This is a genomic window from Pyramidobacter sp. CG50-2, assembly GCF_003612005.1.
GTDB lineage: Bacteria > Synergistota > Synergistia > Synergistales > Dethiosulfovibrionaceae > Pyramidobacter.
In genome coordinates, this window is the sequence record NZ_RAWT01000025.1 from 1 (window position 1) to 13,515 (window position 13,515).

12 protein-coding genes are annotated in these 13,515 nt (G+C 57.8%); 3 read left to right on the top strand and 9 right to left on the bottom strand.

All coding sequences use genetic code 11. From position 1 onward, the window contains the following. Window positions 1-151 precede the first annotated feature (151 nt). The 7 genes from D7D26_RS06615 to dnaA all read right to left on the bottom strand — a co-directional run bounded on the left by D7D26_RS06615 (window position 152) and on the right by dnaA (window position 7,978). Window positions 152-892 (bottom strand): pseudouridine synthase, encoded by a 741-nt coding sequence (locus tag D7D26_RS06615; RefSeq protein ID WP_233543487.1) that lies wholly within the window; start codon window positions 890-892, stop codon window positions 152-154. 127 nt (window positions 893-1,019) lie between these two features. Continuing rightward, window positions 1,020-1,505, bottom strand: coding sequence for a DUF721 domain-containing protein (locus D7D26_RS06620; protein ID WP_078015216.1), 486 nt, complete (start codon window positions 1,503-1,505; stop codon window positions 1,020-1,022). A 130-nt stretch (window positions 1,506-1,635) separates the two neighbouring features. Continuing rightward, window positions 1,636-3,513: a tRNA uridine-5-carboxymethylaminomethyl(34) synthesis enzyme MnmG gene (mnmG, locus tag D7D26_RS06625; RefSeq protein WP_120372512.1), complete on the bottom strand. Its 1,878-nt coding sequence runs from the start codon at window positions 3,511-3,513 to the stop codon at window positions 1,636-1,638. 16 nt (window positions 3,514-3,529) lie between these two features. Further along, window positions 3,530-4,102: a hypothetical protein gene (locus tag D7D26_RS06630; RefSeq protein ID WP_120372513.1), complete on the bottom strand. Its 573-nt coding sequence runs from the start codon at window positions 4,100-4,102 to the stop codon at window positions 3,530-3,532. Between the two features lie 88 nt (window positions 4,103-4,190). Beyond that, on the bottom strand, window positions 4,191-5,249 hold the full coding sequence (gene recF / locus D7D26_RS06635) for a DNA replication/repair protein RecF (protein ID WP_120372514.1): 1,059 nt from the start codon (window positions 5,247-5,249) through the stop codon (window positions 4,191-4,193). A 6-nt stretch (window positions 5,250-5,255) separates the two neighbouring features. Continuing rightward, window positions 5,256-6,413 carry a DNA polymerase III subunit beta gene (gene dnaN / locus D7D26_RS06640; protein WP_120372515.1) on the bottom strand — a complete coding sequence of 386 codons (1,158 nt, stop codon included), beginning with the start codon at window positions 6,411-6,413 and terminating at the stop codon, window positions 5,256-5,258. Between the two features lie 248 nt (window positions 6,414-6,661). Next, window positions 6,662-7,978 (bottom strand): chromosomal replication initiator protein DnaA, encoded by a 1,317-nt coding sequence (gene dnaA / locus D7D26_RS06645; protein WP_120372516.1) that lies wholly within the window; start codon window positions 7,976-7,978, stop codon window positions 6,662-6,664. Between the two features lie 315 nt (window positions 7,979-8,293). Between dnaA and D7D26_RS06650 the strand changes: the two genes are divergently transcribed. Next, the gene (locus D7D26_RS06650) at window positions 8,294-9,487 is read left to right on the top strand and encodes an aminotransferase class V-fold PLP-dependent enzyme (RefSeq protein ID WP_120372517.1); all 1,194 of its coding nucleotides are present in this window, start codon (window positions 8,294-8,296) and stop codon (window positions 9,485-9,487) included. A 247-nt stretch (window positions 9,488-9,734) separates the two neighbouring features. Continuing rightward, on the top strand, window positions 9,735-10,250 hold the full coding sequence (locus D7D26_RS06655; protein ID WP_078015209.1) for a nitroreductase family protein: 516 nt from the start codon (window positions 9,735-9,737) through the stop codon (window positions 10,248-10,250). Between the two features lie 122 nt (window positions 10,251-10,372). Here the strand turns inward: D7D26_RS06655 and D7D26_RS06660 are convergent, their stop codons facing one another. Further along, complete coding sequence (locus D7D26_RS06660; RefSeq protein WP_120372518.1) at window positions 10,373-11,599, bottom strand: sensor histidine kinase; 1,227 nt, start codon at window positions 11,597-11,599, stop codon at window positions 10,373-10,375. After that, window positions 11,592-12,656 carry a response regulator transcription factor gene (locus tag D7D26_RS06665; RefSeq protein WP_158606293.1) on the bottom strand — a complete coding sequence of 355 codons (1,065 nt, stop codon included), beginning with the start codon at window positions 12,654-12,656 and terminating at the stop codon, window positions 11,592-11,594. Before D7D26_RS06665 ends, D7D26_RS06660 begins: the two co-directional genes overlap by 8 nt. Before the next feature lie 161 nt (window positions 12,657-12,817). On the opposite strand from D7D26_RS06665, the gene D7D26_RS06670 reads away from it, so the two are divergent. Beyond that, entirely contained in the window at window positions 12,818-13,507 is a 690-nt protein-coding gene (locus D7D26_RS06670; protein ID WP_120372520.1) for a cysteine hydrolase family protein, read from the top strand. Window positions 13,508-13,515 lie beyond the last annotated feature (8 nt).

Below are 13,515 nucleotides of genomic sequence, written 5' to 3' on the forward strand. Positions count from 1 at the left end.
TGTACGTTCGCGTAGACGTTGTTATGGCGGCACGATGGGGAGTTCTTTCGAGGTGTCTTGCTGTGATGAGAGTGTGAGGGGGTGACTTTTTTAATGAGCAGTTATGGTGACATTTTTATTGGCTATTGACAGACTAACAGTTTGCTCTCCCCTAAAAAGCCTCTTCGGGAAGCAGATAGCGCCACTGGCCTGACGGCAGCGCTCCCAAGCGCACCGAACCGACGCGCACGCGTTTGAGCGCCAGCACTTCGAGGCCGACAAGGGCGCACATGCGGCGGATCTGGCGCTTTTTTCCCTGATGGAGGACGAAGCGCAGCTGATCGTCGTTCTGCCACCGTACCTGCGCCGGCAAAAGCTCTTCGCCGTCGAGGCTGAGGCCGTGGTTGAGCAGCGCCAGGCCGCGTTCGCTGAGGCTTCCGGCCACGCGCACGAGATATTCCTTTTCCACAAGGCTGTCTTCGCCGATGAGGCGCCGCGCCACGCGCCCGTCCTGAGTGAGCACAAGCAATCCAGTGGAATTGACGTCGAGCCGCCCGGCCGGAACGAGGTTCTGCAATTGACGGAAGTCGAAACGCAGCGGCGACGAATCGCGGCTCCAGCGGTTTTCCGAGCGGATCAGCACGCGGGCGGGACGGTAGCCGTCTTCGGCCTGGCCGGAAACATATCCCAACGGCTTGTGCAGCAGGACCGTGACGCGGCGGCTCTGATTCCGTTCGGCGGCGCGGTCCATTTCGATACGATCGCGCTCCGTCACTTTCTGCCCGAGCACGGCGGGAACTCCGTTGACGTTGACGAATCCGCGCGAAATATATTCGTCGGCTTCGCGCCGGGAACAAAGGCCAAGTTGGGCCATGCGCTTCGAGAGGCGCATTTCCGCGTGCAAGTTATTCACAAATTATGCACCTCCGTTTGTGGATAAGCTAGAAGTTTTACCGCACGAAACGCCCCATATCATTTCTTCATTACAAAAATCGGACCTTGCGGCACTTTGAGAGAGCATGAATCAAAAATATCAGAATTCAAACTTCGTTCTTGCGCCCATCGCCCCAGCGCGCCCGCGCCGCAGCCTCCACACGGGCCAGAGACAATGCCGTATCGGGATCCTTGACGGTCGCTTTTACCCGGTTCAAGGCCTCCTCGACCATTTCCGGCGAAACCTGAAGCCGGCGCGGCGGCGCGGACGCCCTTTTGCGAGGGCGCTCAAGGCGCGACACGACGGCGCGGACGCCCGGCAGTTCGAGGCCGGTCAACTTTTTCACGCGGCGCAACAGCGTGCCGGCGCTCAATTTAATCATCTGCGCCGCGGCCGGCGACTCGCAGGCGACGATCAGTTCGCCGCGTTCGAGGCGGTCCGGACGGGTCGAAGCGAAGAGCTGCGGGCCAACGATCGTGAGCCACTGGCGTTCCATGTCGGCCAGCTTAAAAGCGACCTGAAAAGCCGACGGCAGGTTATGGGCGATCACGGAACCGACCGCCCTTGGGCCGAATGCCCGATCCTTCGCCATAGTCTCACTCCCTTTCACAATAAACGGAGAAAAATGACATGTTTCACAAAACCTGTCTCCACAAGTGTTTTTGAAAAATGTTCCACGTGGAACATTGATCCGCCGTGGAACATTCCGGAATTTTCAGCCGCTATTCGCGACGACGAGCGCGCTCGCTCAGATAGAGGGCCAGATGCTGAAGATCGGTGGGAGTGACGCCGGAAATGCGGCTGGCTTGCCCCAGCGTCATCGGACGGATGCGTTCGAGCTTTTCGCGGCTTTCGGCCAAGAGTCCCCGAAGCTCACCGTAGTCGAAACCGACGGGGATCTTCATGCTTTCAAGGTGGAGCATCTTATCCACCGCTGCCTGCTGGCGGGCAATATAGCCCCGATATTTGACCGCGGTCTCGACGTTGGTGGCTTCTTCGCCTTGGAGGCGCCCATCGGGAACGATACGGCGCAGCAGCTCGTAGTTCACCTCGGGATGGCGCAGCAGCTCGGCGGCGGTCATGCCGCGCTCCAACGGCCGCAGTTTTTCTTCCGCCAGCACCGCATTGGCCGGCGCCGGAGCGACGTGAACGCGTCCCAGAGTTTCGACCTCGCGATCCTCGCGTTCCCAGCGCTCGCAAAGCAGGCGCCACTTTTCGTCGCTCAGAAGGCCGAGACAGCGCCCGATCGGGGCGAGACGGCGGTCGGCGTTGTCGTGACGCAACAGCAGACGATGTTCGCACCGACTTGTGAGCATGCGGTACGGTTCGCGGGTGCCTTTGGTGACCAGGTCGTCCACGAGCACGCCGAGATAGGCCTGATGGCGCCTCAACACCAGCGGTTCTTCGCCGCGCAGCGACAGCACGGCGTTGACGCCCGCCAACAGCCCCTGCGAAGCCGCCTCTTCGTAACCGGAGGTGCCGTTGATCTGGCCGGCGCAGAACAGGCCGGGGAGACACTTCATCTCAAGCGACAGCGAAAGCTGCTGCGGATCGATGGCGTCGTACTCGATCGCGTAGCCGGGGCGCAGGATCACGGCGCGTTCGCAGCCCGGCAGCGTATGGGTCATGGCGATCTGCACGTCGAAGGGCAGGCTGGTGGAGAAGTTCTGCACGTAGATCTCGACGCTGCCGCGCGCCACCGGCTCGAGAAAAATGGGATGGCTGTCCTTCTCGGGAAAAGCCATCACCTTCGACTCGATCGAAGGGCAGTAACGCGGCCCCACGCCGGTGATCTCGCCGTGGACGATCGGCGAACGGTCGAGATTGTCCTTGATGATGCGGTGCGTGCGGGCGTTGGTGCGGATCATGCCGCAGCTGATCTCGCGGCGGACTTTCTTTTCGTCCCAGAAGTCGAATCCGACGGGACACGTCTCGCCTTCCTGAAGCTCGATATGGCTCCAGTCGATGCTGTCGCGGTACAGGCGCGGCGTCGTGCCTGTCTTGAGGCGCTGCATGGCGATACCCAACTCCGCCATCGATTGGGAAAGCCCGACGGCAGGCTGCTGCCCCATCGGCCCCGAGGCGAAATTCACCAGGCCGACGTGGACGCGACCGCCCAGATGCGTGCCGGTCGTCAGGATCACGCGCGGCGCCTCGAAGCTCAGCTGAAAGCGCGTCTTCACGCCCTTGAGCCGGTCGTTTTCAACCCACAGCGCGTCGACCTGGTCCTGGAAGACGCGCAGATTCGGGCAATTCACCAACTCCCGCAGATAATAATCGTGGTAATCGTGCAGGTCGCACTGCGCGCGCAAAGCGCGCACAGCCGGCCCCTTCGAGGTGTTGAGCCAGCGCATCATCATCGCGGCGGCGTCGGCGGCTCGGGCCTGAACGCCGCCCAGCGCCGAAATTTCGCGCACCAGATGGCCTTTGGCCGGACCGCCGATGGAAGGATTGCAGGGCATATGGGCGACGTGATCCACATCCTGCACGATCATCAAAGTCTGCGCGCCCATGCGCGCCGCGGCGAGGGCCGCTTCACAGCCGGCATGGCCGCCGCCGACGACGATAACGTCAAACTTGCTTTCGGGAAAAATCTGCACGGAGGCACCGAAATCCTTACTTGCGGCTGGCGTCCTCGTAGCTGAGCACGGTGTCGTTGCGGGACAGCGAACGATTCTCGAAAAGAACGACGGACTGGCGCCCGAATGTGCCGGTGCTCCACTGGTAACCCGAAACCGCGCCGTCAACGGTGTATTCCGTTTTAGCAGCGCCGTATTTACGGGTCAGCATGGCATTGAGCTCCATAAAATTGCGGCTGAAGGCGAGATACTTCTTTTCTTTTTTCTTGTTTTCGGCGGAAGAACCCTGAGGCGCGGCGGCCGGCAGCTGCTCCGCTCGAATAAAGGCAAAGCGAGCCAAAAAGAGTCCCCGTTTTGAAAAGCGCAGCAGCAGATGGCCTTCGCGGCCGAAGAAGTTGACCTTGTAAAAAGCCTCGTGGTAGTTGGGAACGTAGCTGTACTCGCACAGCAGCGCGGCGTTGTTTTGCTCGGTCATGATACGGGCGGCCTCCGCGACCGGCGTGCCGAACTTCATGCCCCAGACGCCGTCGATCGTGTCGTCGATTTCGGCAGCGCCGGCTCCCGCGGCCATGACCGCGGCAAACAAAAGCGCCAAAAGAACTTTCTTCATAGTGAAATTCCTCCTTAAATAACGGAAACGAAATTTCCGGCGCAAGCCGGTTTTATTCATCAGGATTCATCAATATCTTTAAACCCGTTCAATCAAAGCGTTGGATCTTTCCTGCCGACACCAGCCAGCGCGCCCCTCCAGACCACGGCAACGTTGTTTCCGCCGTGGCGGCGAAAACCTGCCAGTTGCTGCGCCGCAAACATTCCATCAGCACGGTGCGCCCGGCCCCGTCGAGCTCGGAGGCGACTTCGTCAAACAGCAGTACCGGCGACGCGCGATTGCGCCGCTCCACCGCCGAGGCCGCGGCCATTATCAACGCCAACGCGGTGCGGCGGCGCTGGCCGCGGCTGAGGACCTCCGGCGCCGGACGACCCTCGCAGGCGAGGATCAGGTCGTCGCGGTGCGGGCCGACCAAGGGGAGCCCGGAAGCCCGTTCCCGTTCCGCGAGGATCGCGCAGGAACGGTGAAAGTCTTCCAAAAGGTCATCGGCATTGCCGCCCCCGCCTCTTTTTAAGTTCAGGCCGATGGTGCGTGGCAAAAGATCGCGCCATTTTTCCAGATGGACTCGCAGCGCCGCGATCACTTCGAGACGACATTCCCAGAGCCACGCGGATAAATTTGCCATGGTCTCCTCGGTGACGCGCGTCGAATGCCCGAGACCGAGCAGATGGCGGCGATGCTGCATGATCTTGCGGTACTCGGAAAGCTTGTAGGCGTACAGCGGGAAATAAAGCGCGCAGAGCAGGTCGAGAAAGCGTCGGCGCACGGACGGCGCGCCCTCGATCAGCGCCATGTCCGACGGCAGAAACGTCAGCGACGGCACGCAGCTTCTCAGATCGCCCCAGCGGCAGGATCTGCCGTCGAGACGCAGCGAAGCTCGGATCGTGATCACGGCTTCGATCATGACTTCCCGCTCGCCTGTCGCCTGCGCCGCCAGAGAAGCGCCGCCTTCCGAATCCCACTTCACAGTGTCGGCGCATTTCGAACCGCTGAAGGCTCCCCAGCCGGTGACGACGTGGAGAGCCTCGAGAACATTGGTTTTACCTGCGCCGTTGGCTCCATTAAGCAGATTCAGCCCCGGATCCCAGGCGATGAGCGCGTTTTCCAGATTGCGAAAATTGCGGAAGCGCGTCTGTGCGATCCGCATGCCGCCTTAAGACTCCCCGGCCGTCTCAGAGGCATCCATAGACTTGAGCTTGATGGGCATGAGCATGTAAATGAAATCCGTGCCGCCCGGGCGCGTGATCATCATCTGCCCTTCGGCGCCGTTGAAAGCCAGCGTCACATCGCTGCCGTGGAACGCCTTGATCCCGGCCATCAAATAGCCGACGTTGAACGCCACCTTGAGCGGCTCGCCGCTGATGGAAGCGTCAACGCTTTCGTTGGCTTCGCCGATCTCGGGGGCGCGGCCGCTCAGCTCCATGCCCGCTCCGGGCGACAGCGTCAGAATGACAACGCGGCTGTTGTCGCCGACGACAATGTTGATGCGGTCCAGCGCCTGCATGAAGCCGGCCCGCTCCGCCTGCATCTGCGTGGTGCTGGTGTCGCTGAGGATGCGCTCGTAGTTGGGGAATTTGGAGTCGATGCAGCGCACGGAATACTGTACGCCCGGCATGTTGAAGTAGGTTACGGCGCCGTCCTGAAGCACTTCGACCTCTTGGTCGGGCGCAAAGCTGGTCAGGATACGCTGATATTCTTCAAGCGATTTCAGCGGCAGCAGCATCTCCCGAGCGGAAGATGCCGCATCGGTGTTTTCGATCATGGTCTTCGACAGCGAAAGGCGGCGCCCATCGGTAGCGACGACGCGCAGTTCGCCGCCGGCAATCTGCATCAGACCGCCGGAAAGGTACTTGGGAAAATCTTCGTTCGGCGCCCCGGCAATGCCTCCTTCCGCCAGCACACGCGAGAGTTCGCCGGCGGAAACGCGGGTAAACTCCTCGGCGGCGCGAGGCGACGGCAGATCGGGAAAATCGCCGACGTTGTAAGTAGTAAAGGAATAATGGCTGCGTCCGGCGCTGATCGTCCCTTTTTCGTTGTCGACTTCGACGGTAAAAGGGCTGACGGCGATCTTCTTGAAAAGTTCGCCGACGACTTTCAAAGGCAGAATCGCCTTGCCGGGCTCAAGGACGGTCACGCCTTCGGCCTTGACGCGGATCGTCGTCTTCAGATCCGTGGAGTTCAGCATCACGCCCGTCTCGTCGGCGACACAAAGCACGCTGGCCAACGTTGCCATCGTGCTCTTCGTTCCGGTGACTCTTTCGGCCATGGACCAATATTTCATGAATTCATTCTGGACGATTTCGAGTTTCATCTGTGGAAAATCCTCTCTTTCGTTTGACGTGTTCTTCGGTTTATGAGTCATAAAAATCGTAAAAGCCGTAGTAGATCCCGTGAATAGTGTGGATAAACAGGAGATTCATAGAAAAAAACTGAGGTAACGCTGTGGAAGGTTTTTCGGACAAGCTGTGGAAATTTATCCACACTATGCACATTTTTTTGTGATTTTGGAGAATCAAGACGGTTATCCACCGTTGAACCTCCGGAAAATCCTCCTCTGAATCACAGCTTTTTGTTGATGTTGTCCACAATCTTTTTCACACGGGCGTCTTCCTTCATGAGCATCTCGATTTTCTTCAGCGCGTGCAGCACCGTGGTATGGTCCTTTTTGCCGAAATCCTTGGCGATTTGCTGCAAACTGGATTCCGTGTGAGTCCGGCACATGTACATGGCCACCTGACGGGCCAGCGCCACTTCCGCCGTGCGGCGCTTGCCGCAGATGTCCTCGGGAGAGAAGCCGAACTCGCTGGAAACCACGTCCATGATACTCTGAAAAGTGAGGGGGCCGCGGCGGCCGTTGCCGATCACGTCTTTGAGCCACTCCTGCGTGTTTTCGATGGTGATCGGTTCCTGCGAAAAATTGGCGCTGGCGATGACGCGATTCAAAGCGCCCTCGAGCTCACGAATGTTGCTGGGGATGTTCTCGGCGAGGAAGCCGATGACGTCGTCATTGACGGGAATGCGGCGCTGCTCGGCCTTTTTTTTGAGGATGGCGATGCGCGTCTCGTAATCAGGCTGCTGGATGTCGGTCACCAAACCCCATTCAAAGCGGCTGATAATGCGGTCCTCGATGTCGCCAAGCTCTTTGGGCGGTCGGTCGGAACTGAGCACGATCTGCTTGTGTTCGGTATGAAGGTCGTTGAAGGTGTGAAAGAACTCGTCCTGCGTGCTTTCCTTGCCGGCCAGAAACTGGATGTCGTCAATCAAAAGGATGTCCACGTGGCGGTATTTGGCGCGAAATTCCGCGGTGCGGGCGTTTTTGATCGCCGTAATCAGCTCGTTGGTGAACTTCTCCGAGGAAAGGTAGGTGACTTTTGCGTTCCCGTTTTTCCCTTGTGCATAATTGCCGATGGCGTGCATCAGGTGAGTCTTGCCCAGCCCGACGCCGCCCCAGATGAACAGAGGGTTGTACGCTTCCCCCGGGCTTTCGGCGACGGCCAGGCTGGCGGCGTGGGCGAGACGATTCGACTTGCCGACGACGAACGAGGTGAAATCGTACTGTCGGTTGAGACCATTGGGGCTGATCGGAGGGTGCGGCTCGGGATGCGGAAGCGTCTCTTCCGCACCGGCGGTCTTGCTGTCGTAGACCAGATCGATGCCGCTGCCTTTTCCTTGACGCTGCATCACGCTTTCCAGTGTCGCCAGGAAGCTGTCCTTGACTTTTTTGGCGACGAAGGAGTTTCCTGCGTCCAGCACCAGCCGGTCATCTTCCATACGGAGGGCGGAGCAGGATTTGAGCCAGATGTCGACCGTCTGGTTCGGCAGGAGCGGGGCGGCTCCTTCCATGATTTGCTCCCATATTTCTTCTGCGTTTTTCATCGTCACAAACTCCTACTTTGTGTTTTACCGTTCCTGAACTCAAAAATAATCCAGTCTTATTATCCACAATTGGACGAGAGTTGCAAGAGTTGTTCACAAGAACTCGACAATCGAGATTTTTTATGGGGAAAGCATCGAGAGAAAAGGAAAAAATCTGGTGTATAATTCAGATTGATCTTGCGAGAACTTTTTATTATGATAAGTAAAACTTTTTCGATCTGATTCGATCTGATTTGAAGAAGCGAAAAATTCCGACGGACAGTTGTTTTATCTTCGCTTCCGTTTATCGATCATTCGCTGGAAGGGGTAGTGATCATGTCGATCTATTTCAACAACGCGGCCACCACGTGGCCAAAACCGGACTGCGTCGCCCGCGCCATGAGCGGCTTTCTCGGTTCCGGCGGCGCCAACCTGAGGCGGGGAACCGCTTCGGCCCGCGACCTTGGTACCATGGATCTGGTTCTGGAGTGCCGCGAACGCGTGGCGCGGCTGCTGGGCGGCTACGAAAACGCGTCGCCGGTTTATGTGACCTTCACGGCCAATGTCACCGAGTCGCTCAACATAGTGCTGAAGGGCTTTCTCAAGCCCGGCATGCGTGCCGTCACCACTTCCATGGAGCACAATGCCGTGACGCGCCCGTTGCGCCATCTGGAAAAGAACGGCGTCGAACTGAAGATATTGCCCTGCGACCGGCAGGGATATCTCGATCCCGAAAAACTGGCGGCCGCGCTTGACGCGAAAAAAGCCGATCTTGTTGTGCTCAGCCATTGCAGCAACGTCTGCGGTTCCGTTCAGGACCTCGAAGCTTTCGCCGCCGTCTGCCGGGAGCGGAGCGTGCGCCTTATCGTCGACACGGCGCAGACGGCCGGACTGATACCGCTGAACGCCGCGGCGCTCGGTCTGGCGGCGCTATGCTTTACGGGTCACAAGGGGTTGATGGGGCCGCAGGGCATGGGCGGCATCGTCTGGCAGCCCGAGTTTGCGCGCCTCTGCGAGCCGCTCGTCGAAGGCGGCACCGGCAGCTTCTCGCACGTGGAAACGCAGCCGGAAGCCATGCCCGATCGTTTCGAGAGCGGCACGGGAAACTTACCGGGCATCGCCGGTCTGAACGTGGCGCTGAAATGGATCGAAGAGCGCGGCATCGACGCCATCCGCGCCCACGAGAACGAGCTGGGTTCCCGATTCCTTGCCGGATTGAAAAAGCTGGACGGTTTGATTCTTTACGGTCTGCCGGAAATGGTCGACAAAAAACGATTGTCCGTCTTTGCCGTCAACTTCGAAGGCGTGGACAACGGCATTCTCGCCGCCGAGCTCAGCAGCCGCGGTCTGGAAACGCGTCCCGGCCTGCAGTGCAGCCCGTGGGGGCATCGGACGCTGGGCTGTTTTCCACAGGGGGCGCTGCGCCTCAGTTTGGGCTGTTTCAACACCTCCGCTCAGGTCGACGAAGCGCTGCAGATCTTGGCCGATTCACTGGCGGCCGTGCGCGCCCCAAAGCTGCCGGCGCAATGAACGTGCCGGAAAGCTGATCGTTCCGATCCCTGCAGACACTGTTTGCAGGGATTTTTTCGTAAGGAATGTTCCACGTGGAACATCGGCGACAAACGTTTTTCGACGCCGGAGCGGCTTCGGTCAGGTCTTTTGTCGGAATTTTTGCGCAGTGTATACTCCGTTTTTGCTGTATTCTCCTCATCCCTGTGCTATAATACGCTTACGTATAAAATAATACGTAATTGCTATGGTATTGGAGGGTGTCATCATGAATGAGACTTTGACGAACATTATGGCTCGCCGCAGCGTCCGCAGATACACCGACGAATCGGTCTGCGAATCGACGATGAAACTTGTCCTCGCGGCCGCCTGCGCCGCTCCCAGCGCCAAGGGGGAACGGCCGGTGCGTTTTGTCGTGCTGGATAAAAAACAGATGGGTTCTCTGGCCGAAAAAGTTCAGCAGAAAGATCCCTTCCGCGAAGGGCAGTGGGGCATTGCCGTCCTCGCCGATCTGCGCGGTTACGACAGCGGCCTGGCCTGGATCGAAGACGGAGCCGCCGCTATGGAGAACATGCAGATCGCCTGCAGGTCGTTGGGGCTCGGCTCGCTCTGGTACGGCGTCTACCGCCGCGCTGCCAAGGAGCCGGCGGTCCGCGAGTTTTTGCAGCTACCTGACGGCGTAGAAGTTCTCGGCATCACCGTGATGGGCTATGCCGCCGAGCATAAAGAAGCCTACAGCGGCGTGGACGAAAGCAAAGTGCGCTACGGCGTCTGGAGCGAATAGACGGCGATAGCGATTCTTTGTCTCAGCAGCGGAGTTTTTTGGAAACAGTTTTCCTGATTTTTTGATGGTAAAAACAAGGGATGCGGCGAGCGCAATTCACTCGCCGCATCCCTTGTTTTTGTTCAACGCTTATTTTTTATGGTGATCGCGATAGTTGTCCCGCAGCCGAGGCTGCTTTTGACGGCGATCGTGCAGCGCGCGCCGAAAAACATTCGCAGCCTTTCAAAACAGTTGTTCATGCCGATATGGATTTTGCCGCCGCGCGGAAGTTTTTTCGAGGCCAGTTCTTCCAGGATGGCGCCGAGCGTGTTTTCGTCCATGCCCGCTCCGCTGTCGCGGATTTCGATCGTGTATGCCGAAATACCGGCGCGGCAGACGATATCCAACTCGCCTCCATATTTGTGCGTCGGGTTCAGGATCCCGTGTTCAAGCGCGTTTTCGACAAAGGGCTGAAGGCTGAAAAACGGGATCGTCAAGGACTCCGATTTTTTATCGCAATCAATATGATATGCCAGATTTTCACCGAATCGGTATCTCTGGATCCGCAGGTAATGGCGTATGTAGTCGAGTTCCTGTTTGAGCGTCACTTTGGCCGCCGGCCGGGACAGAGCGTAGCGGAGCATCGACGAAAACGACTCCAGCATTTCTTGGGCCTGATCGTTTTTTTTCATGCTCATGAGTCTGGAAATCGAGTTGAGGACGTTAAACGTGAAATGCGGCATGATCTGCTTCTGCAAAGCCTCGAAGCGGGCCAGGGCCAGCTGGTTTTTAAGGTTGATCAATTTTTTCTGGTTTTTCAGCAGCTCGTCCGTCAGATGCCCGACGTGCTCCTGAATCTGCGTGTAGGACTTTTGCTGAAGGATATAGTTGGAAAAATTTTGCAGGGCGCGCGCCGTTTCCTGGATCTGCTTCAGGCTGAGAATGGGGATCTCGCGGTAATACGACGCATACAGCTCGTTTTCGCGCCACAGTTGGCGGGTCGCCTGCTCGTCTTGAGGAAAAGGATGGTTCCCTTCGCAAATGACCTGTCCGGCGGTGATCGCGCCGATCAGTTCGCCGTCCAGCGTCAGTGGGATCTCGATGTTGACCAGGCCGGCGTGGCAGATGTAGATGCCGGGGCGCCCCTCTTTCAGCGCGATCCGGATGGCGTTCTTGTTCGAACACTGACAGCGCGCCCCGTCTTTCGGATCGGCGTTGATGGCGCGGCAGAAACGGGAGAAGTTGCTTCCCTCGCCGATGTGCCGCCCTTCTTTGTCTACGAAAACGACGCCGAAGCCCGTCGCATAGGCGAAAGACTCCTGCAGTTCCCGCTGCAGTTTTTCCGGGATAAGATCGGCAAGTTCACTCACGGTATTTTTCCTTTCTGTACCGGGCGGGCGTCAGGCCGTATTTCTTTTTGAAATTCCGAAAGAATGTCGATACGTTTTGAAATCCTGAGCGTTCCGAAATCTCCTGCATTGTCATCCTGCTTTGTAGCAGAAGCCGTTCGGCTTCTGCAAGACGTTTTCCGTTGACGTACTGCTGGATCGAAACGCGCTGAGTCCTGCGAAACAGCCTCTCGACGTAGTCTTCGCTCAAAAAGACGAGTCCTTTCAAATCGCCGGCGCCGACGTCTTCCCGGAAATGTTCGTCCAGGAACTCCACAATGCGCCGTATCGGCGCGGCTGAATCGCGAAAAGAACTTCTGACGGCGGAAAGGATATTGTCAAGGCAAGAATTGGCGAGATCGGCGATCTCCGGCATGGTGGGCGTCTGCGAAATGCGCGTCAGGATCCGGTCGCACAGGCGTTCATCAGCAGCGCTCATGGAAACTGAGCCAAGACGGCACGCTTTCATGACGTCGAACAGAACGTTGAGGACGTGCAGCCGATAAACGTTTAAACTCAGGTTCTTTCCAAGCGAAGCGCGGATCTCGCTCAGCACGCTCTCGCACAGCGCGCCGTCCTTTGTTTCCAAAGCTCGGGCGAAGTTTTCGGCGGCTTCCGTCGGAAAAGCGTCCAGAAGAGAGCGGAACGTCTCCTGACCGTCGCGTTCAAGAGGCCGCGGCGTAAAACGGGAACGCAGCAGGGAAAATATCTCGCTTTCCGACGAGGGCTTCAGCAGATAGGCGTCGACGCCGCAGTCGATGCCTTGCTGCGCGTACTTGAATTCGGCAAACGCCGAATTCAGCACGATAAACGTTTGAGGCAAAGCTTTTTTGATCTTTCCCGCCGCGGCCAGGCCGTCCAGCAGCGGCATGCGGATATCGAGAAACGCGACGTCGGGACGATGCAGAAAGGCCAATTCGACGGCGGTCCGCCCGTCCCCGGCCTCCGCGACGACGTGAAAATCTTCGAGGCGGTTCAATAAATTTACGAGAAATTCCCGCTCGATCATCTCATCTTCAGCAATCAGTACGGTATGCATCTCTTCTTGCCTTTCTGTCGCAAATTTGTGGATTTTTATTGCAAAATAGTGAGCATATAACTTTTTTTGACGATGGAAAGTCGCTTTCATGAATTGTCAGAAACGAGGTATTTGCTGATAATGGTGCTATCTTAACATATCTTTTTATTGGAGGGATTCTTATGAAGGTGAACGATCGGTACTGTTCTTTCTACTATGAGCTGGACGACGACTACTGCGGTATCGAGATCGACCGGGACAGGACGGCGCTGCTCATCGTCGATATGCAGTATCATTTCCTCACTCGTCCGAAGTTGGACGAGAACTCGTCCGAGCGTGAAAAAGCCTACTATGCCAAATGGGGCTACTTTTACGACCGGGTCGAAAGAGAAGTCGTCCCGAACAATCAAAAACTGCTGGCCGCTTTCAGGGAAAGGAACATGTTTGTTTCCCACGCGCGCATCACCGGTCAGCTCGAGAGCGGGCGCGAACGTTCTCTCGATCAAAAAGCGACCGGGTACAACGAACTGCTTCTGCTTCCCGGCATGCCTTCCGCCGAAATCGTCGAGCCTCTGAAGCCCGCCAAAAACGAGCTGGTCGTCATGAAGACGACCGACAGCGCCCTGACGGGGACTTCTCTGCGTCTGATGCTTCATAACTGCGGCATCGATACGGTGGTCGTCACCGGCGTTTTGACGGATCAGTGCGTTTCCGGAACGGTGCGCAGCCTTGCCGACGAGAGCTTCAAGGTTTGGCTGATCGAAGACGCTTGCGCCGCGTCGACCAGGGAGATCCAGGAACACGAACTTTCCGTACTGAACAACATTTACTGCCACGTCGTCACTACGGAAGAGCTTATCGGCGCTCTTTAAATTCTGTT

What these genes read in the sequence shown, in the direction of transcription:
- D7D26_RS06620 (WP_078015216.1), bottom strand. Translation starts at nt 1,505, where the DNA reads ATGGCGAAGGATCGGGCATTCGGCCCAAGGGCGGTCGGTTCCGTGATC.
- D7D26_RS06630 (WP_120372513.1), bottom strand. Translation starts at nt 4,102, where the DNA reads ATGAAGAAAGTTCTTTTGGCGCTTTTGTTTGCCGCGGTCATGGCCGCG.
- recF (WP_120372514.1), bottom strand. Translation starts at nt 5,249, where the DNA reads ATGCGGATCGCACAGACGCGCTTCCGCAATTTTCGCAATCTGGAAAAC.
- dnaN (WP_120372515.1), bottom strand. Translation starts at nt 6,413, where the DNA reads ATGAAACTCGAAATCGTCCAGAATGAATTCATGAAATATTGGTCCATG.
- dnaA (WP_120372516.1), bottom strand. Translation starts at nt 7,978, where the DNA reads ATGAAAAACGCAGAAGAAATATGGGAGCAAATCATGGAAGGAGCCGCC.
- D7D26_RS06650 (WP_120372517.1), top strand. Translation starts at nt 8,294, where the DNA reads ATGTCGATCTATTTCAACAACGCGGCCACCACGTGGCCAAAACCGGAC.
- D7D26_RS06655 (WP_078015209.1), top strand. Translation starts at nt 9,735, where the DNA reads ATGAATGAGACTTTGACGAACATTATGGCTCGCCGCAGCGTCCGCAGA.
- D7D26_RS06665 (WP_158606293.1), bottom strand. Translation starts at nt 12,656, where the DNA reads ATGCATACCGTACTGATTGCTGAAGATGAGATGATCGAGCGGGAATTT.
- D7D26_RS06670 (WP_120372520.1), top strand. Translation starts at nt 12,818, where the DNA reads ATGAAGGTGAACGATCGGTACTGTTCTTTCTACTATGAGCTGGACGAC.